At 70.0% G+C, this 17077-nt stretch carries 20 protein-coding genes and 1 tRNA gene; 10 read left to right on the top strand and 11 right to left on the bottom strand.

Features of this window, described 5'->3' with window-relative positions; genetic code table 11:
* Positions 1 to 16: 16 nt before the first annotated feature.
* A tRNA-Gly gene (locus VIL76_RS04915) sits at positions 17 to 91 on the bottom strand.
* Between the two features lie 80 nt (positions 92 to 171).
* On the opposite strand from VIL76_RS04915, the gene VIL76_RS04910 reads away from it, so the two are divergent.
* From VIL76_RS04910 to VIL76_RS04895, 4 genes are read left to right on the top strand one after another with little or no spacing between them, the layout of a single operon-like run.
* Positions 172 to 963 carry a tryptophan 2,3-dioxygenase gene (locus VIL76_RS04910; RefSeq protein WP_332043880.1) on the top strand — a complete coding sequence of 264 codons (792 nt, stop codon included), beginning with the start codon at positions 172 to 174 and terminating at the stop codon, positions 961 to 963.
* Positions 939 to 2105, top strand: coding sequence for a class V aminotransferase (locus VIL76_RS04905; RefSeq protein ID WP_332043879.1), 1167 nt, complete (start codon positions 939 to 941; stop codon positions 2103 to 2105). Before VIL76_RS04910 ends, VIL76_RS04905 begins: the two co-directional genes overlap by 25 nt.
* A gap of 50 nt (positions 2106 to 2155) precedes the next feature.
* Positions 2156 to 2752 carry an HD domain-containing protein gene (locus VIL76_RS04900; protein WP_332043878.1) on the top strand — a complete coding sequence of 199 codons (597 nt, stop codon included), beginning with the start codon at positions 2156 to 2158 and terminating at the stop codon, positions 2750 to 2752.
* A complete protein-coding gene (locus tag VIL76_RS04895; RefSeq protein ID WP_332043877.1) occupies positions 2753 to 3277 on the top strand; it encodes a 2'-5' RNA ligase family protein in 525 nt (174 codons plus the stop codon). It abuts the gene before it with no gap.
* On the opposite strand, the gene VIL76_RS04890 is transcribed toward VIL76_RS04895, so the two are convergent.
* From VIL76_RS04890 to VIL76_RS04870, 5 genes are all read right to left on the bottom strand, one after another.
* Positions 3258 to 4133, bottom strand: coding sequence for a TraB/GumN family protein (locus VIL76_RS04890; protein WP_332043876.1), 876 nt, complete (start codon positions 4131 to 4133; stop codon positions 3258 to 3260). The two genes, VIL76_RS04895 and VIL76_RS04890, sit on opposite strands and share 20 nt — an antisense overlap.
* An 80-nt stretch (positions 4134 to 4213) precedes the next feature.
* Positions 4214 to 4405, bottom strand: a complete 192-nt coding sequence (locus VIL76_RS04885; RefSeq protein ID WP_332043875.1) for a helix-turn-helix transcriptional regulator — start codon at positions 4403 to 4405, stop codon at positions 4214 to 4216.
* Entirely contained in the window at positions 4402 to 4692 is a 291-nt protein-coding gene (locus VIL76_RS04880; protein ID WP_332043874.1) for a hypothetical protein, read from the bottom strand. The genes VIL76_RS04885 and VIL76_RS04880 overlap by 4 nt, the downstream gene beginning before the upstream one ends.
* Positions 4693 to 4878: 186 nt before the next feature.
* A complete protein-coding gene (locus tag VIL76_RS04875) occupies positions 4879 to 5760 on the bottom strand; it encodes a TraB/GumN family protein (RefSeq protein WP_332043873.1) in 882 nt (293 codons plus the stop codon).
* Between the two features lie 41 nt (positions 5761 to 5801).
* Complete coding sequence (locus VIL76_RS04870; protein ID WP_332043872.1) at positions 5802 to 6821, bottom strand: 2'-deoxycytidine 5'-triphosphate deaminase; 1020 nt, start codon at positions 6819 to 6821, stop codon at positions 5802 to 5804.
* Positions 6822 to 6940: 119 nt separating this feature from the next.
* Between VIL76_RS04870 and metZ the strand changes: the two genes are divergently transcribed.
* Complete coding sequence (gene metZ, locus VIL76_RS04865) at positions 6941 to 8122, top strand: O-succinylhomoserine sulfhydrylase (protein ID WP_332043871.1); 1182 nt, start codon at positions 6941 to 6943, stop codon at positions 8120 to 8122.
* Here metZ and VIL76_RS04860 read toward each other — a convergent pair.
* The 4 genes from VIL76_RS04860 to VIL76_RS04845 all read right to left on the bottom strand — a co-directional run bounded on the left by VIL76_RS04860 (position 8119) and on the right by VIL76_RS04845 (position 12177).
* A complete protein-coding gene (locus VIL76_RS04860) occupies positions 8119 to 9039 on the bottom strand; it encodes an Hsp33 family molecular chaperone (RefSeq protein ID WP_414695412.1) in 921 nt (306 codons plus the stop codon). The two genes, metZ and VIL76_RS04860, sit on opposite strands and share 4 nt — an antisense overlap.
* Positions 9040 to 9116: 77 nt before the next feature.
* Positions 9117 to 10049 (bottom strand): ornithine carbamoyltransferase, encoded by a 933-nt coding sequence (gene argF, locus VIL76_RS04855; RefSeq protein WP_332043869.1) that lies wholly within the window; start codon positions 10047 to 10049, stop codon positions 9117 to 9119.
* On the bottom strand, positions 10046 to 11221 hold the full coding sequence (locus tag VIL76_RS04850) for an aspartate aminotransferase family protein (protein WP_332044535.1): 1176 nt from the start codon (positions 11219 to 11221) through the stop codon (positions 10046 to 10048). Before VIL76_RS04850 ends, argF begins: the two co-directional genes overlap by 4 nt.
* Positions 11222 to 11358: 137 nt before the next feature.
* Positions 11359 to 12177 (bottom strand): ABC transporter permease, encoded by an 819-nt coding sequence (locus tag VIL76_RS04845; RefSeq protein WP_332043868.1) that lies wholly within the window; start codon positions 12175 to 12177, stop codon positions 11359 to 11361.
* A gap of 220 nt (positions 12178 to 12397) precedes the next feature.
* Between VIL76_RS04845 and VIL76_RS04840 the strand changes: the two genes are divergently transcribed.
* The 3 genes from VIL76_RS04840 (at position 12398) to VIL76_RS04830 (ending at position 14731) form a co-directional block, all read left to right on the top strand.
* The gene (locus VIL76_RS04840; RefSeq protein WP_332043867.1) at positions 12398 to 12895 is read left to right on the top strand and encodes a GcrA family cell cycle regulator; all 498 of its coding nucleotides are present in this window, start codon (positions 12398 to 12400) and stop codon (positions 12893 to 12895) included.
* Between the two features lie 140 nt (positions 12896 to 13035).
* Positions 13036 to 14490 carry an exodeoxyribonuclease VII large subunit gene (xseA, locus tag VIL76_RS04835; protein ID WP_332043866.1) on the top strand — a complete coding sequence of 485 codons (1455 nt, stop codon included), beginning with the start codon at positions 13036 to 13038 and terminating at the stop codon, positions 14488 to 14490.
* A gap of 28 nt (positions 14491 to 14518) precedes the next feature.
* On the top strand, positions 14519 to 14731 hold the full coding sequence (locus tag VIL76_RS04830; RefSeq protein WP_332043865.1) for a DUF2093 domain-containing protein: 213 nt from the start codon (positions 14519 to 14521) through the stop codon (positions 14729 to 14731).
* Here VIL76_RS04830 and VIL76_RS04825 read toward each other — a convergent pair.
* Entirely contained in the window at positions 14728 to 15645 is a 918-nt protein-coding gene (locus VIL76_RS04825; RefSeq protein ID WP_332043864.1) for a lysophospholipid acyltransferase family protein, read from the bottom strand. The two genes, VIL76_RS04830 and VIL76_RS04825, sit on opposite strands and share 4 nt — an antisense overlap.
* A gap of 131 nt (positions 15646 to 15776) precedes the next feature.
* On the opposite strand from VIL76_RS04825, the gene VIL76_RS04820 reads away from it, so the two are divergent.
* Positions 15777 to 16160, top strand: a complete 384-nt coding sequence (locus tag VIL76_RS04820; RefSeq protein ID WP_332043863.1) for a helix-turn-helix transcriptional regulator — start codon at positions 15777 to 15779, stop codon at positions 16158 to 16160.
* 19 nt (positions 16161 to 16179) lie between these two features.
* On the top strand, positions 16180 to 17004 hold the full coding sequence (gene hisN, locus VIL76_RS04815) for a histidinol-phosphatase (RefSeq protein WP_332043862.1): 825 nt from the start codon (positions 16180 to 16182) through the stop codon (positions 17002 to 17004).
* Positions 17005 to 17077 lie beyond the last annotated feature (73 nt).

The raw sequence follows: 17077 nt of genomic DNA, 5'->3' as shown, positions 1-17077 counted from the left end.
GGCTCTCTTGGAGGGTTGGAGCGGCCGGGGGGAATCGAACCCCCGACATTCAGCTTGGGAAGCTGACGTTCTACCTCTGAACTACGGCCGCGCGGCTCCCTCCATAGCGGCGAGCGCGGCGGCGGCCAAGGGGGCCTTCTGTCGCCTTCGCCTTGGCCTTAGGGTCCGGCCATGTCCGAACCCATGACCTATGCGCGCTACCTGGCGCTGGACGAGCTGCTCGCCGCCCAGCGGCCGCTCAGCGAGCGCCACGACGAGCTGCTGTTCATCGTCATCCACCAGGCCAAGGAGCTGTGGCTGAAGGAGATCATCCACGAGGTGGAGCTGGCCAGGCGGCTGGTCGGCGCTGGCGACCTGGAGCCGGCCTACAAGGCGCTGGCGCGGGTCTCGCGCATCCAGACGATCCTGACGCTCTCCTGGGACGTGCTCGCGACCATGACGCCGGCCGACTATCTCAGCTTCCGCGAGGAGCTGGGGACGAGCTCCGGCTTCCAGTCGCACCAGTTCCGGACGCTCGAGTACCTGCTCGGCCTGAAGGACGACAGCTTCCTGCGCTTCCACGGCGAGCGGCCTGAGGCGCTGGCGCACCTGAAGGCGGCGCTGGAGACGCCCAGCCTCTACGACGTGGCCATCGCCCAGCTGCCGGCGCACGGACTGGCCGTTCCGGACGAGGTGCTGAACCGCGACGTCAGCCAGGCGTACGCGCCCTCCGCGGCCGTCGAGGAGGCGTGGCTGGCCGTCTATCGCGACACCAAACGGTACTGGGAGCTCTACCAACTGGCCGAGAAGCTGGTGGACCTCGACGACGCCCTGCTCACCTGGCGGCACAAGCACGTGCTCACTGTGGAGCGGATCATCGGCGGTCGACCCGGCACGGGCGGCACGGAGGGCGTGAGCTACCTGCAAAGGACGCTGTCGCGCCGCTGCTTCCCGGAGCTGTGGACGCTCAGGACCCGCCTGTGACGGCGCGGAAGGACCTGTTCACCCGGGCGTTCGGGTTGGCGCCCGGACGGCTGCACATGGCCGCGCACAGCCATCACCTGTGGCCCGACGTCACCTTCGAGGCGCAGCAGCGCGCCTGGCTCGACGCCGCGGAGCTCGCCGACCGCAAGTGGGACCGGGTGATGGACGAGGTCTGGCCGGCCGCCCAGGCGTTGGTCGCCCGCGAGCTGAACCTGCCTTCGGCCGACACCGTCGTCTTCGCGCCGAACACCCATGGCCTGCTGGTCAGCCTCGTCTCGGCGATCGAACGGCGGCCGGTGCGGGTGCTGGCCACCGACGGGGAGTTCCACTCATTCCGGCGGCAGGCCGCGCGCTGGGCCGAGACCGGCGAGATCGAGCTCACCCTCGTGCCGGCCGACCCCTTCGAGGACTTCCCACAGCGCTTCGCGCGGGCCGCGCGGGAAGGCGCCTGGGACCTGGTCTTCGCCAGCCAGGTCTTCTTCAAGACCGGCCATGTCTTCGACGACGTCTGGGACCTGGCGGACCTGGCCCGGCCCGAGGGCCCGTGGCTGGTGGTGGACGGCTATCACGGCTTCCGGGCGGCGCCGACGGACCTCTCGGCCGTGGCCGGCCGGGTCTTCTACATCGCCGGCGGCTACAAGTACGCGATGGCGGGGGAAGGCGCGGCCTTTCTTCATGCGCCGCCGGGCTTCGGTAAGCGGCCGGCGGTGAGCGGCTGGTACGCGGAGTTCGGCAACCTGGAGGGCCCGCCGGGCGGCGTCGGCTTCGCCCGCGACGCCACCCGGTTCTTCGGCGCGACCTTTGACCCCTCCGGCCTCTACAGGTTCGTCGCCGCCGGCGAGATGCTGGAGCGTGAGGGCCTGGCCACCGCGGTGGTGGCGGCACATGTGGCGGAGCTGCAGGGCAGGCTCGCCGCCACGGGGCCGCTCCGCGACGCGGAGCTCATCAACCCGCCGGGCCGCGATCCGCACGCCCGCTTCCTCGCCTTCCGCCACCCGGACGCCCAGAGCTGGAAGGCGCAGCTGATGGCGCGGGACGTGATCACCGACGTGCGCAACGACGTGCTGCGGGTGGGGCTCTCGATCTACCACGACGAAGACGACGTGGACCGGTTCTGCGAGGCGTGCCGGGCCCTGCGTTGACGGGCCAGCGCCGCGGCCGCACCATGGCGCAAACCACGAGGGAGGCCGCCATGGCCGACGACGCTGCCGTGATCGACCGCGCCCGGTTCCACGCCATGACCGAAGGGACGCTGGAGGACTGGCAGGCGATCAGCCGGGCCAACGCCGCCGAGCGCGGCCGTCACGTCGACCGCATCTTGGACCACCTGAAGCTGCTCGACAGCGATCACGGCGGCTTCGCCGTCGACCGGCTCGAGCACTCGCTGCAGACCGCTACGCGCGCGCACCGCGACGGCCGCGACGAGGAATATGTGGTCTGCGCCCTGCTGCACGACATCGGCGACATCCTGCTGCCGGCCAGCCATGCCGAGATGGGCGCGGCGATCCTGAAGCCCTACGTCTCGGACGCCAACCACTGGATGCTGGAGCACCACGGCGTCTTCCAGGGCTACTACTTCTTCCACCACCTGGGTCTCGACCGCGACATGCGCGAGCAGTTCCGCGGCCACCCCCACTTCGAGCACTGCGCCCAGTTCTGCCACCTCTACGACCAGAACTCGTTCGACCCGGCCTACGACACCATGCCGCTCGACGCCTTCGTGCCGATGATGCGCCGCGTGATGGAGGCTCCGAAGCGGTCGATCTACACGCGGGACGACGCCGCCTAGGTGGAGCCGGAGCGCACCGCCCTCGTCCTGCCGCTCGACCGCGCCGAGCGCCTGTTTGGCGACCTGCGGCGCGCCAACGTCCATGAGCTCACGGCCTATGTGCCGGCCCACGTCACCCTGGCCCACCCGCTGCCGGCCATGGCGGAGTTCGGGGAGCGGCTCGAGAGGCTGCGGGCGGTGTTCGCGGCGGAGGCGCCGTTTGAACTGACTCTGGAGGGCTTCGGCCGGTTCGAGGCCGCCCGGGTGCTGTACCTTCTGGCCCACCCGTCGGATCGGCTTCAGCGGCTGGCCGACGCCTGCTTCGCCGCATGTCCGGGCGCGGAGCCCGAGCATCCGCAGCACATCTTCCACGTCACCCTGGTGCAGGGCGGCGACAACCTGGACGCGGCCCAGGGCGCGGTGGCCAAGCGGTTCGCGGCCGACCTGCCCCTGATCGAGCGGATCGACCGCGCCGAGATCTACGCCAAGTTCGGCGGCGGCTGGCGCTTGAAGGAGGTCCTTCCCTTCAGCGCCGCTCCGCCTTGACGCCCAGCTTGGCCAGCTCGGCCTGCACGCTCTCAGGGCCGACGAGGTGGCCGGCGCCGACGGCCACGAAGCTCACGCCGGAGCCCGCCAGCTTCTGCTTCAGCTGCCGAGCCCATACGGCGTTGCGGCCCGCGATCAGCGCGGCGTAGAGCTCGGGATACTCCCGGCGCATGTCGCCGACGAACGCCTCCTCCAGGCCTTTCTGGTCGCCGGCCGTCCAGGAGGCGACCATCTGGTCGAGCAGGGCCGGGCCTTCGTCCACATCGTCCAGCGTCGACTTGAGCAGGGCGACTTCCACCGTCGTGGGCAGGTCGGCGAAGAACCGCAGCTGCTGTTCCGGCGTCTCCAGCGAGCCCACCACCTTGCCGGCGGCCTTGGCCTCGGCCGTCAGGATGGCCTCGGCGCCCTTCGTCGGGTCGTAGCCCGCTTTGAGGATCGGCTGGAGCGCCACCGTGATCGCGGCGAGCCACGGCCGCATGGGCTCGACCGCCTCGGGCGGCGCGCCCATCTCCGCGAGCGCCTTGGTAAGCCTCGCCTTGTCCTGCGCCGAGATCTTGCGCGATAGCGGCGCGGACGGGTCGAGGCCGTACTTCACGATCAGCGGCTGCATGACCGCAGGGTCGTCGGCGCCGACCACCTCGATCACCAGCTCCTTGCTCTCGGCGAGCGCCTTCGTGACCTTCTCCGAACGCCACGCAACATCGGGCTTCAGGGCATGGACGGTGCCGAAGATGTAGATCGTGGAATCCGCGTCCTTGATGGCCCACAGGGCGGGCTCGGCCGCAGCCGGGGTGGCCGCCAGCAGCACCAGGGCGGCAAGGGCGCGGCGCAGGAATCGGGTGGTCGAGGACAACATAGGTGAAGCACTCCGAAGGATGTGATGTTCGCCCGCGCTTGCGGCGGGACCAGGGTGGGGCCGCGCGACGCTTCGTCCCGCTAGTCGGCCTCGAAGATGGCTTCGATCGCCATGTCGAACAGGCGGGCGATTTTGAAGGCGAGCGGCAGGGACGGGTCGTACTTGCCGGTCTCGATGGCGTTGATGCTCTGGCGCGAGATGTCGAGCCGCTGGGCGAGGTCGGCCTGGCTCCAGTTGCGCTCCGCGCGCAGCACTTTGAGACGGTTCTTCATCTGTGGCGCAGCCACCAGGCGCCCCAGGCGATGAGCCAGCCGACGATGCCCCCTGCTATGACGAAGAGCCCGCCGCCGAACATCAAGGTGTCGGGCGGCAGCTCCGGCGGGGAGAAGAGGCGGCCATGTGGCGGGGATAGGATCCCAAGCGCCAAGCCCATGCCGGTCGACCCGCCCCAGAACCAGGCCGCCTGCTGCGCAGCCTTGGCCGCCTCATCCAGGCGCTTCCAGCAGCGGTCGATGAGCCAGCCGAGCGCTACGACCCCGCCCAGAGAGACCGGCAGCAAGAAGGGCGAACCCTGCGGCAGTAACCAGATGCCAGCCAGTACGGCTGCCGCCACGAGAGTGAGGACCACAAACAACACCGGTGGAGATCGAAGCCAGGTCATGCAAAGCTCCCTTGTCTTGCTGACAAGGAAACATGACACCTGGTTGTCTGTCAAGCACCCATGACAGAATGTCGTGCTTGCTTGCTACTGAATGCGTTCCACCGTGAAGCCGCGCGCTTGCAAAAGGGCGGGGAGCCCGTCGGAGCCGACCATGTGCAGGGCGCCGACGTTGACCAGTTCGACCCCCCGCCCCGCCATCGCCTCGGCGAGGGTGTGGGCCCACGCGAGGTTACGGCGCTTCAGCAGGGCTTCGTAGAAGGCGGGGTTCTCGCCGCGAAGCTCCCCGACCAGGCCGTCGCCCAGGCGGGCGAGGTCTCCGTCGACCCAGGCCTTCTCCAGGGAGACCTCGCTGCGGCGGAAGCCGACGCGAGTCGGCGCAGAGCGCTCGCGGATCACGTCGCAGAGATATTCGAGTTCGGCGTCCTCTGGCAGTTCGGCGAACAGACGGGCCTGGTCCTCCAGGCTCTCGAACGTGCGGATGCGCTTGGCCTGGCCGCGGGCGGCGCGGGTCATGGTGAGGTCCGCCCCCGCTTCGACGCTGGCGCCACGGCCCATCATCGGCTGCATGGACAGCATCAGGGCCGCAGCCCACGGGCGGAGGTGGTCGATGCGAGCGACGTCCACCTGGCGGCTGAGCGCGGCGAGGTCCGCGGCGGGAAGCTTCTGGGAGAGCCGGCGCTGGCGGTCGACGCCGTAGCGGTCGACGATCGACAGCACCGTCTGGGCGTCGGCCCGGTCGATGTCGGCCTCGAACCAGACGGCCTGGGCGCGGCTGTAGACCTGGTCGTAGAGCGGCGTGCGCCAGCGGGTGGCGGGATCCAGCGCATGCAGGGTGCCGAAAAGGTAGATCTCGGAGTCGGCGTCCTTGACCACCCAGAGGGCCGGAGCCGCCCCCGCGGCCCCGGCCACTCCAAGTCCCCCGATCAGGATCGCGGCCGCAGCACATGCGGCCTTGAGCCAGCCCACTCACGCCCCCCGGAACTCGTGGGACTGGGGTTATCTCGTTGTTATTCGCCCCAGACCTTGAAGTGCTTGGATAGCTTGAGCCCCTGGCGCTGGTAATGCGACCCGAGGTCGCCGTACAGCCGCTCCGGCCGTTCCGTCAGGGGCTCGTAGACCAGGCGGGCGACCGTCTGGCCGTCCTCCAGGATGAATGGGGTCTCGTGGCTGCGAACCTCCAGAACGCCCTTGGAGCCCTTGCCGTGCGCCTCGTCGGTCCCGAACCCGGGGTCGAAGAAGCCGGCGTAGTGGACGCGGAACTCGCCGACCGAGGGGTCGATGGGCGTCATCTCCGCGGCCTCGAGCACGGGGATCTCAACCGCCTGCTTCGAGGCCAGGATGTAGAACTCGCCGGGGTCCAGCAGCAGCTGGCCGTTCTGCGGGATCAAAGGCTCCCAGTATTGGCGCGGGTCGTGGCCGTCCTCCTTGTCGAGGTCGACGACGGGGGCATGACGGCGGCCGCGGAAACCCGCCACCTCGCCGGTCAGGTCGACGCCGACGCTCTCGGTGCGCAGGCGCTCAGGGATCCCGCGCTTGAGGCGCAGCTGGTTGAGGCGCGTGCCGCGGCGGACAAGGACCGAGAAGGTCTGCGGAGCGACCTCCATATAGATCGGGCCGGAGTAGCCTTCTGCCACGTCGTCGAACGCCATCCCGCCGTCGGAGAGCAGACGGACGAAGACGTCGACCCGGCCCGTGGAGCTCTTCGGATTGGCGCGGGCGGAGACCCCGGCCGGCAGCTTCAGCCGCTCCTGCAGCTCGGCGATGTAGACGCAGCCGCGCTCCAGCACCGCGCCCTTGGTGAGGTCGAGCTCGTGCATCGCAACCTCGGCGATGCGCTCCTTCACGGTGCGGCCCGCGCCGGGCAGGAAGGAGGCGCGCACGCGCCAAGCCTTGGCGCCCAGGCGCAGGTCCAGGCTCGCCGGCTGCACCTGGTCGGTGTCGAAGGCGTCCTCGGTGAGGATGGCGCCCTGGTCGATCAGGGCCTCGATGGATTGGCAGGGCAGGATGCCCGGGCGGTTTTCGCTCATGGGCGGCGCAGACTTAACGCGGAACGAGAGTCTGGCAAGGGGCCTTGCAGGAGAGCTGGGTTGACCTGCCCCCCTCGCCTGCCGTTGATGCGCCTCGCATTTTCGGGGAGGGACCCGCCATGGCTGAAGATCCGCGCGACTGGGAGATCGAGACCCGGGCCGTCCGCGGGGGCATGGCGCGCTCCGAGCACGGCGAGATCTCGGAGGCCCTCTTCCTCACGCAGAGCTTCTCGTACGACACGGCCCAGGCCGCCGACGAGCGGTTCGCGGGCGGGCCGGGGTTCATCTACCAGCGCTTCGGCAACCCCACGACGCAGATGTTCGAGGAGCGGCTGGCGCTGCTGGAAGGCGCCGAGATGTGCCGGGCCACCGCATCCGGCATGAGCGCGGTGCACGTGGCCCTGACCGGGCTGCTGCGGGCGGGCGACCACCTGGTGGCGGGCCGCGCCCTGTTCGGCTCGTGCCGGTGGATCATCTCGGAGTGGCTGCCCAGGTTCGGGGTGGAGACCACCTACGTCGACGCTACCGACCCCACGGCCTGGCGCGAGGCCGTGCGGCCGAACACCAAGGCTTTCCTGGTGGAGAGCCCGGCCAATCCGCTGCTGGAGGTCACGCCGATCCGGGCGGTGGCGGACATCGCCAAGGCCGCGGGCGCGAAGCTGATCGTCGACAACGTCTTCGCGACACCGATCTTCCAGCAGCCGCTGGCGCTGGGCGCCGACATCGTCGTCTATTCGGCCACCAAGCACATCGACGGCCAGGGCCGGGTGCTGGGCGGGGCGATCCTGGGCGCCGCGGACCTGATGACCGAGGCCTACAAGGACATCCTGCGGCACACGGGGCCGGCGCTGTCGCCGTTCAACTCCTGGGTCCTGCTGAAGGGGCTGGAGACGCTGGAACTGCGGGTGCGGCGCCAGACGGAGAACGCCGCGAAGGTCGCCGAGGCGGTCGCGAACCACCGCAAGGTCTCCGAGATCCGCTATCCCGGCCGGCCCGACCACCCGCAGGCCAACCTGATCGCCAACCAGATGAGCGGCGGCAGCAACGTGCTGGCCTTCGACCTCGGCAGCCGGGAGGCCGCCTGGCGCTTCCTCGACGCGCTGCAGATCGTCGACATCTCCAACAACCTGGGCGACGCCAAGTCCATGGCCACGCACCCATCGACGACGACGCACCGCTCGATGCCGGAGGCCGAGCGGCTGGCGATCGGGCTGACCGAGGGCTGGGTGCGGATGAGCGTCGGCCTGGAAGGCGCCCGTGACCTGGTGCGCGACGTGAGCCGGGCGCTGGACGCGGCCTAGGCCGCCTTCTCGAGCTCTTCCGGGGAGACCGCGTAGACGCGGCTGCAGTACTCGCAGGTGACATGGATCAGGCCGTCGGGCTCGACCATGTCCTCGCGCTCTTCCCGCGGGAAGGACTTCAGCACCGTCTCGATCCGCTGCTGCGAGCAGCGGCAGAAGGCGTGCAGCGGCTTGGAGCCGAACACGCGCACGCCGTCCTCGTGGAAGAGGCGGTAGAGCAGGTGGTTGGACGACAGCTCCGGGTCGATCAGCTCGTCTTCGCCGATGGTCTCGAAGAAGGCCTGCGTCCGGGTCCAGGCTTCCTCGGTGGAGCCGCGGGCGGCGTCCTCGGCGATGTTCTGGATCAGCACGCCGCCGGCGCGCCACGTCCGCCCCTCGCCGGCGTCGGCCTCGCCGACCGCCAGCAGGACCCGCGTCGGGGTCTGCTCCGACTGGGCGAAGTACTGCTCGGCGCACAGCGCCAGCGTCTCGCCCTCGATCTGGGTGATGCCCTGGTAGCGGTCCATCTCCGGGCCCTGGTCCACGGTCATCAGGAAGATGCCGTCGCCCAGCAGGCTGCGCGCGCCGGGACGGGCAAAGCCCGCGGACGCCTGCGCCACCTCGTCGGCGTCAAACCGGCAGTAGCCGCGCAGGCCGCCGGAGGTGTCGTAGTCGGCCACCACGTAGCGCACCGCGCCGGAGCCGCGGGCCTCGACGATCAGGCGGCCGTCGAACTTCAGGTTGGAGCCCACCAGCGCCGCGAGCGCGCAGCATTCGCCCAGCAGGTTGGCCACCGGCTCGGGGTAGTCGTGGGCGCGCAGGATCTCGTCGACGGAGGCGCCGAGGCGCACCAGGCGGCCGCGCACCGGCTCGCCTTCGATCTGGAAGGCGCCGACCACGTCGTCAGGAACGGAAGCAGGATTAGACATCGGCCCCATATAGGTAGGCGATTCCCGGATTCGAGCTTGAGCCTATCGCCGCCCAGCGGGGATGGGCCGGATGGCCGCAGGTCGTCTCAGATCGCGCCGAAGCACCAGGCGAGGATGGACTTCTGGGCGTGGATGCGGTTCTCCGCCTCGTCCCAGATCAGGCTCTTAGGCCCGTCGATCACCTCGTCCGTCACCTCCTCGCCGCGGTGGGCGGGCAGGCAGTGGAGGAAGACGGCCTCGCCGGCGGCCAGGTCCATCAGCTTCTCGTCCACCTGGTAGGGCTCCAGCGCGTCCAGGCGCTCGTCGTGGTCGGTGTCGCCCATCGAGACCCAGGTGTCGGTGATCACGGCGTGCGCCCCGGCCACCGCGGCGCGCGGGTCCTCGGTCACCTCGACGCGGCCTTGCTGCTCGGCGGCGCGGGCGAGGTCGTGCAGGTCCGGGTGATACAGAGCCGGGCAGGCGATGTTCAGCTTGAAGCCCAGCTTCGGCGCGGCGTGGATGAAGCTGGCGCAGACGTTGTTGCCGTCGCCCACCCAAGCGATCGTCTTGCCCTCGATGCGGCCGCGGTGCTCCTCGATGGTGAGCAGGTCGGCGAGGATCTGGCAGGGGTGGCCCTTGTCGGACAGGCCGTTGATGACCGGCACGGTCGCGGTGAGCGCCAGCCGCTCGACGTCTTCGTGGTCGTTGGCCCGGATCATGATGGCGTCGACCATGCGGGAGAGGACGCGGGCGGTGTCCTCGATGGGCTCGCCGCGGCCGAGCTGCATCTCCTGGGCGTTGGAGATGATCACGTCGCCGCCCAGCTGGCGCATGGCCGCGTCGAAGGAGAAGCGGGTCCGGGTGGAGTGCTTCTCGAAGATCATCGCCAGGGTCCGGCCATCGCCCGGGCGGTCCGCGTCCGGCTTGCCCTTGGGCCAGCCGAGGCGGGCGGCCTTCCGTGCGCGGGCGTCGTCGAGGATGGCGCGGAGGTCCGCGCCGTCCATCCGCCACAGGTCGATGAAGTGCCGGACCTGCGTCACGCGGCGGCCTTGGCCTTGGCGCGGGCCGCCTCGCAGGCGCGCTCCAGGCGGGCGATGGCGTCGCGGGCGTCTTCCTGGGTGATCACCAGGGGCGGGAGCAGGCGCACGCAGTTGTCGCCGCCGCCCGCGATCAGCAGGTGCTCGTCGCGGGCGTGCTGCATGAACTCGCGGTTCGGCGTGGCGAGCTTCAGCCCGATCAGCAGCCCCTTGCCGCGGATGTCGAGGACGACGTCCGGGAAGCGGTCCTTCAGGCCGGTGAGCTGCTGGTTGAAGTAGCCGGCGACCTCGCGGACGTGGGCCATCAGCTCGGGCTTCAGCAGCTCCTCCAGGGAGGCGACGCCCACCGCCATGGCCAGCGGGTTGCCGCCGTAGGTGGAGCCGTGGCTGCCCGGCGTCATCCCACGCGCCGCATCCGCCGTGGCGAGGCACGCGCCCACCGGGAAACCGCCGCCGAGCGCCTTGGCCACCGCCATGATGTCGGGCGGGGCGTCGGCCCACTCGTAGGCGAACAGCTTGCCGGTCCGGCCGAGGCCGCACTGGATTTCGTCGTAGATCAGCAGCGTGCCGGTCTCGTCGCAGAGCCGACGGATGGCCTGCAGCTGCGCCTCGGTCCACGATCGTGCGCCCCCCTCGCCCTGCACGGGCTCCAGCAGGATCGCCGCCGTCGTGGGACCGACCAGCTCCTTCAGTGCGTCCAGGTCGCCGAACTTCGCGCCCACGAAGCCCGGCGGGGGTGGGCCGAAGCCTTCCACATAGCTCGGGTTGTTCGCCGCGAAGATCGCCGCGATCGTGCGGCCGTGGAAGGAGCCGTCGAAGCCGATGATGTCGATCCGCTCCGGCTGGCCCTTGGCCCAGTGGTGCTTGCGCGCCGTCTTGATGGCGCACTCGATCGCCTCGGCGCCCGAGTTGGTGAAGAACACCACGTCGGCGAAGGTGGCGTCCGTCAGCATGGTGGCCAGCTGCTCCTGGCCCGGGATGCGGAAGATGTTGGAGGTGTGCCAGAGCTTCTCGGCCTGGTCCTTCACCGCCTGCACGAGCTTGGGATGGCTGTGGCCGAGCGCGGTCACCGCAATGCCTGCCATGCAGTCCAGGTATTCCTGGCCGTCTTCGGTGTAGAGGCGCACGCCCTCGCCTCGCTCGAACGCCAGCGGGGCGCGCTGGTAGACGCCCATGATGTGGTCGCTGGGAACGGCGGGGGTGGCGGTTTCGGTCACCGAGATGGCCCTCCAGAACGGAACCGTCCCCGGCCGCTGCGGCACGGGGACTGGAAGGCTTGGCCTTTTGTTCCTCTAGGGCCGGGGAGTCAACGTCAGGTCTTTATCTTGTAGCCGGTCAGGAACATGCGGAACGCGACGAACCCGGTCGCGAGCGTCAGGGCGGCCGTCATGGCGACGCCCACCGCCAGATTGCTCTCCGCCTGGCCGATGAAGCCGTAGCGGAAGCCGTCGATCAGGTAGAAGAACGGGTTGAAGTGACTGGCCGTGCGGAACGGCTCCGGCAGGCGCTCCACCAGGTAGAAGGTCCCCGACAGGAACGTCATCGGCATGATGACGAAGTTGGTGACGGCGGCCATGTGGTCGAACTTCTCGCTCCACAGCCCGGCCATGATGCCGATGAAGCCCATGATCAGGGCCGCGCCGAGGCCGAAGTAGAGCACCGCCCAGGGCTGCTCGATGGGCAGACGGGCGAAGGGCAGGACCGCCAGGCCCGCGACCGCGCCGACCACGATGCCTCGTGTAGCCGCGCCGCCGCCGAAGCCCAGCAGGTGCTCCATGGGCGTGAGCGGCGGGGTCATGAAGTCGCCCATCAGGCCGTTGAACTTGGCCTGCAGAAGGCTGGACGACGAGTTGGCGAAGGCGTTCGACAGGATCTGCATCATGATCAGGCCAGGCGCCACGAAGGTCCCGTACTCAACCCCGTGCACGGCGCGCCCGCCGCCGACCGCCACCACGAACACCAGCATATAGAGCAGCGCCGTGACCACTGGGGCGGCCAGCGTCTGCATGCCCACCTTCATGAAGCGGCGGACCTCGCGCAGGTAGAGGGTCTTCAGCCCCTCCCAATTGACCCCGTGGTAGGCGCGGGGCTCGGGCGGCAGCACGACTTCGGCAAGAGGCACGTCCTTCATGCCCCCGATGTGCGCTCACGCGCGCAAGCCCGCAAGCCTGCGGCGGGCTGACGCAACATCTAGTTCCTGTGGATGAAGAGCAGGGCGCCTATTGTGGCCGTTAAGGACTTGGTTACCATTCCTAGTGGTTGGTAGGCGCTGAAGACGCTGGGCGCCACAAGATGTTGATCCCGGATTTACTGGACGCGGGGGCGTCCGCCGGGGCCGCTGGGAGGCGAGCATGGGCTGGACGGACGAACGGGTCGAACTCCTCAAGAAGCTCTGGCAGGACGGCCTCAGCGCCAGTCAGATCGCCAAGCAGCTAGGCGGGGTCACCCGCAACGCGGTGATCGGCAAGGTACACCGCCTGGGCCTCTCCGGCCGCGCGACGCCCTCCAAGCCTGCCCGCACTGTATTCAAGGCTCCGCGCCCGGCGCGTCCGGTCACCGCCGCCCCGTCGGCCCCGCGCCGTATCGCCGAGCCGGTGATGCACGCCCAACCGACGCCGGTCCGCTACGTGGAAGAGGCCCCGGGGATGGCCACGGTGCTGACGCTGGGCGCCCACATGTGCAAGTGGCCGATCGGCGACCCGGCCCTGGAGAGCTTCACCTTCTGCGGCCGTCGCTCCGGCGAAGGCCCCTACTGCCACGAGCACAGCCAGGTGGCCTACCAGCCGCCGTCGGCCAAGAAGAAGTCCAGCGCCTCCGAGCTCGCCCGGAGCCTGCGCCGCTACATCTGAGATCCGCGTCAAGCGCGGCCTGTCGATCCGTTGGGGATGGGGGCGCGTCTGGTCCGGGAGCGAGAGCTTTCGGAGACCGGGCGCGCCCTTTCCCATTCGGACGCATTGGGAAAAGAAGTTCCCGCCATTAGGTTTGGCCGATGAGCGAACCCGCCCCTTCCGCCGAGGCGTCCGGCAATGCCCGGCCCTACTCCGTCTCGGAGCTGGCGTTTGCGCTGAAGCGGACGCTGGAGGACGCCTACGGCTTCGTGCGGCTACGCGGCGAGCTCTCCAAGGTCACCCACCACTCCAACGGCCACGTCTACCTGACGCTGAAGGACGACCGCGCGGCGATCGACGGGGTCGTCTGGAAGGGGCAGGTCCGGGGGCTGCAGGTGCGTCCGGAGCAGGGCCTCGAGGTCATCGTCACCGGCAAGATCACCGCCTATCCGCAAGGGTCGCGCTACCAGATCGTCATCGAGACCATGGAGCCCGCCGGCGTGGGCGCCCTGCTGGCCCAGCTCGAGCGGCTGAAGGCGAAGCTGCAGACCGAGGGGCTGTTCGCGCCCGAGCGGAAGCGGCCGATCCCGCCCATGCCTGCCGTGGTCGGGGTGATCACCTCGCCCACCGGCGCGGTGATCCGGGACATCCTGCACCGCATCCGCGACCGCTGGCCATGCCGGGTGGTGGTCTGGCCGGTGGTGGTGCAGGGCGACGCGGCGGCGGGGCAGGTCTGCGCCGCGATCCGCGGGTTCTGCGCCCTTGACCCAAATGGCCCCGTGCCGAAGCCCGACGTGCTGATCGTGGCGCGCGGCGGCGGCTCGGTGGAGGACCTCTGGCCGTTTAACGACGAGACCCTGGCCCGGACGGTGGCGGACTGCACGATCCCGCTGATCAGCGCCGTGGGCCACGAGACCGACACCACGCTCATCGACTTCGTCTCCGACCGCCGCGCGCCGACGCCCACGGCGGCGGCCGAGATGGCCACGCCCGTCCTGGCCGAGCTGAAGGCGCTGGTGGCCGACTACGGGGCGCGCATGCACCGCTGCGGCGGACGCGCCGTGGAGGACCGCCGGGCGAAGGTGGCGCATGCCAAGCGCGCCCTCGACCGTGTGCCGGACCTGGTGCGGCTGGCCGAACAGAGGTTCGACATCGTCTCCGGCCGGCTGGCCGCGGGCCTGGCCAAGAACGCCGCGGCCCACGAGCGCGACCTGGTGCGGGTCGCCTCGAGGCTCTCGCCGCTGCTGCTGCAGCGGCCGCAGGCGGTGCAGAAGCAGCGGCTGGACGGCGTGACGGCCCGGCTGCAGCCGGCGGTGGAGCGCAAGCTGGAGCGCACGTCGGAGCGGCTCGCGTCGCTCGCCAAGCTCTACGCCTCGGTCGATCCCGAGCGGCCGTTGAAGCGCGGCTTCGCGCGGGTGACGCGGGCCGACGGCTCCATCGTGCGCGCCGGGGCGGAGCTGGAGCGCGGCGAGGCCGTGGCGATCAAGTTCGGCGACGAGGTGACCCGCAATGCCGTGGTCGACGGCGTGACCCCCGATCCGCTGAAGGCCGAGCCCGCCAAACCGGCGAGGCCAAGGGCGAAAACGCCGTCGCCGGCGCAGGGCGATCTGTTCTGAGGCGCAGCGAAGGTTTAATTAGGCCGCCATGAACGCCCAGGATTTCGCCGCCAACGACATCGCCAAGCTGCACTACGGCGACGGCGAGTTCGCGATCCTCAAGCCCGGCCGCTACGTGCTGTGCGCCGTCACGGGCGTGAAGATCCCCCTGGACCAGCTGCGCTACTGGAGCGTGCCCCTGCAGGAGGCCTATGCCACCCCGGCCGACGCCCTGAAGCGCTGGCGGGAGACCAACGGCTAGCCCCGCCGGCGCTTGTAGTGCTCGTTGGGCCACCGCTTGTGGACCCAGAACCATTCCTCGGGCCGCTCGCGGATGCGTTCCTCGATGAAGGTGTTGATGCGCTCGACGCCGCGCCTGATGTCAGCGTCGCGGTCGCCGGTGTCGTCGAGGGTGAAGGGATCGTGGACCACCACGCGGAAGCGGGCCTTCTCCTTGCGCTGCACGCTCATCGGCTGGATGGGTACGCCGAAGCGTAGCGCGAACGTGGATGGGCCGGGGGCGGTGTGCGCCATGACGCCGAACAGCGGGGCGGCGACGCCGCCGTTGAACTTCTGGTCGTTCATCAGCGCCACGGACTCGCCGCGCGACAGCGCCCGGATCAGCTCGCGGGCCCCGTCGGTCCCTTTGGGCGCGAAGAGCCGCACGCCGTAGCGGAAGCGGCTCTTGCGGATGCGCGCGTCCACGTGCGGGTTGTTGGTGGCCCGGTAGGTGATCTGGCAGGTGACGCCGGAGTGGATGATCACCGCCGGCATGATCTCGAACGAGGAGAAGTGGCCGGAGATGAACACCACGGGGCCGGCGACGTCGCGAATGGCCGCGAGGCGCTCGGGGCCCACGACCTCTACGCGGGCAGGATCGGCGATGATGCGGTCGAGGATCGGAAACTCGGCGAACCAGCGGCCCAGGTGCTTCCACTGCTCGGCCTTCAGCCGCTCGATCTCCTCGTCGGGCGCCTCGGGGAAGGCGATCCGCAGGTTGGTCTCGGCGACGCGCGCGGCGCTGGTCATCGGCCCAAGGCGACTGAACAGCCAGGCCCCGAAATCGGAGACGGCGTCGATGGGGAACAGGCGCGCCAGGCCCGCGGCCACGTCGTAGGCGAAGGCCTCCAGCCGCCAGACGATGTCCTGCCCCAGGGAAGGCTTCTCCTGCGCCATGGTCCTTAACTAGGTCGCGTCCCCCGGCGAGTGCAAACGCCGAGACGAGTTTCCCCTGGCAAGCGACTTGCGACGGTTAAGCCGACCGTCCCGCCGTGGGACACAGGGGCGTCGAAGGGCCGATTGTAGGCATGAGCAAAGAGATCGACATCCATCTGGGGCGCCGGCTCCGACGCAGGCGCCGCCTGCTTGGCCTCACCCAGCAGCAGCTGGCGGGCGCGTGCGGCGTGCGTTTCCAGCAGATCCAGAAGTACGAATGCGCCGCCAACCGCATGTCGGCGGCGAGGCTTTGGCAGCTCTCAGAGGTGCTCGAGGTGCCGGTGAGCTACTTCTACGAAGGGCTTTCGGCGGAGCAGCGGCAGCAGATCGAGGCGGGCGGAGAGGCAGGCGGGACCGACATGATGGCGCGGAAGGAGACCCGCGACCTGATCCAGGCCTACTACCAGCTCGGCGAGCGGCCCCGCCGTCGCCTGCTGGACCTGGCCAAGTCGCTGAACGGCGACAGCGAGATCTGAAGCCGCTAAAGGGCGGGCTATGCCCGCCCTCTCCCCTGCCCTGCTGGAAGAGCTCGACGCCTTCCTGATCGAGCTGAACCGCGCCGCCGGCGCGGCTATCGCACCGCTGTTCCGGGGCCAGCACGGGCTGACCGACAAGATCGGCAAGGCCGGCGAGCGGGGCTTCGATCCCGTCACCGAGGCCGACAAGGGCGCCGAGCGGGCGATACGGGCGCTGATCTCCGAGCGCTATCCGGAGCATGGGGTGATCGGCGAGGAATATGGCGCGGACCGGCCCGACGCTGAGTTCGTGTGGGTGCTGGACCCGGTGGACGGGACGCGAGCCTTCATCGCCGGTCTGCCGCTGTGGTGCACCCTGATCGGGCTTAAGCACGACGGGCGGCCGGTGCTGGGCTCCATCGGCCAGTCCTACCTGGGCGAGATCTACATTGGCCACGCCGGCGGCTCGCGGCTGATCGCGCGCGAGGGCGAGCGGCCGCTGAGGGTGCGGCCATGCCCGAAGCTCACCGACGCCATCATCGCCACGACCGATCCGGAGATGTGCTTCTCGGGCGCGGAGCACGGCGCCTGGACCCAGGTGCGGGCGGCCGCGCGGCTGGCCCGCCTGGGCTGCGACGCCTACGCCTATGCGATGGTCGCGGCCGGCACCATGGACCTGGTGATCGAGGCGGGCCTGAAGACCTGGGACGTCCTGGCGGCGATCCCGGTGATCGAGGGCGCCGGCGGCATCGTAACCGACTGGCGCGGGGAGCCCTGCCCCGTCGACGGCGGCCAGATCGCCATCGCAGGCGATCGCGCCTGCCTCGACGAGGCGCTCGTCGCGCTGAAGAGGTCCGCCCGCTGAGGGGCGCCCCGCAAAAATAAAGCCCTCCCGTGAGAGAGGGCGAGGAACGCAGCGGGTGGGGAAGTTACGCCCC

Source organism: Phenylobacterium sp., from assembly GCF_036563285.1.
Lineage (GTDB): Bacteria > Pseudomonadota > Alphaproteobacteria > Caulobacterales > Caulobacteraceae > Phenylobacterium.
Note: the sequence above shows the minus strand (reverse complement) of the source record. Positions and strands in the feature narration are given on the sequence as shown.

Bases quoted from the DNA above. Each gene is read 5' to 3' on its own strand.
- VIL76_RS04910 (WP_332043880.1), top strand. From the start codon at position 172: ATGTCCGAACCCATGACCTATGCGCGCTACCTGGCGCTGGACGAGCTG.
- VIL76_RS04900 (WP_332043878.1), top strand. From the start codon at position 2,156: ATGGCCGACGACGCTGCCGTGATCGACCGCGCCCGGTTCCACGCCATG.
- VIL76_RS04890 (WP_332043876.1), bottom strand. From the start codon at position 4,133: ATGTTGTCCTCGACCACCCGATTCCTGCGCCGCGCCCTTGCCGCCCTG.
- VIL76_RS04885 (WP_332043875.1), bottom strand. From the start codon at position 4,405: ATGAAGAACCGTCTCAAAGTGCTGCGCGCGGAGCGCAACTGGAGCCAG.
- VIL76_RS04870 (WP_332043872.1), bottom strand. From the start codon at position 6,821: ATGAGCGAAAACCGCCCGGGCATCCTGCCCTGCCAATCCATCGAGGCC.
- metZ (WP_332043871.1), top strand. From the start codon at position 6,941: ATGGCTGAAGATCCGCGCGACTGGGAGATCGAGACCCGGGCCGTCCGC.
- VIL76_RS04860 (WP_414695412.1), bottom strand. From the start codon at position 9,039: ATGGGGCCGATGTCTAATCCTGCTTCCGTTCCTGACGACGTGGTCGGC.
- VIL76_RS04850 (WP_332044535.1), bottom strand. From the start codon at position 11,221: ATGGGCGTCTACCAGCGCGCCCCGCTGGCGTTCGAGCGAGGCGAGGGC.
- VIL76_RS04845 (WP_332043868.1), bottom strand. From the start codon at position 12,177: ATGAAGGACGTGCCTCTTGCCGAAGTCGTGCTGCCGCCCGAGCCCCGC.
- VIL76_RS04840 (WP_332043867.1), top strand. From the start codon at position 12,398: ATGGGCTGGACGGACGAACGGGTCGAACTCCTCAAGAAGCTCTGGCAG.
- xseA (WP_332043866.1), top strand. From the start codon at position 13,036: ATGAGCGAACCCGCCCCTTCCGCCGAGGCGTCCGGCAATGCCCGGCCC.
- VIL76_RS04830 (WP_332043865.1), top strand. From the start codon at position 14,519: ATGAACGCCCAGGATTTCGCCGCCAACGACATCGCCAAGCTGCACTAC.
- VIL76_RS04825 (WP_332043864.1), bottom strand. From the start codon at position 15,645: ATGGCGCAGGAGAAGCCTTCCCTGGGGCAGGACATCGTCTGGCGGCTG.
- VIL76_RS04820 (WP_332043863.1), top strand. From the start codon at position 15,777: ATGAGCAAAGAGATCGACATCCATCTGGGGCGCCGGCTCCGACGCAGG.
- hisN (WP_332043862.1), top strand. From the start codon at position 16,180: ATGCCCGCCCTCTCCCCTGCCCTGCTGGAAGAGCTCGACGCCTTCCTG.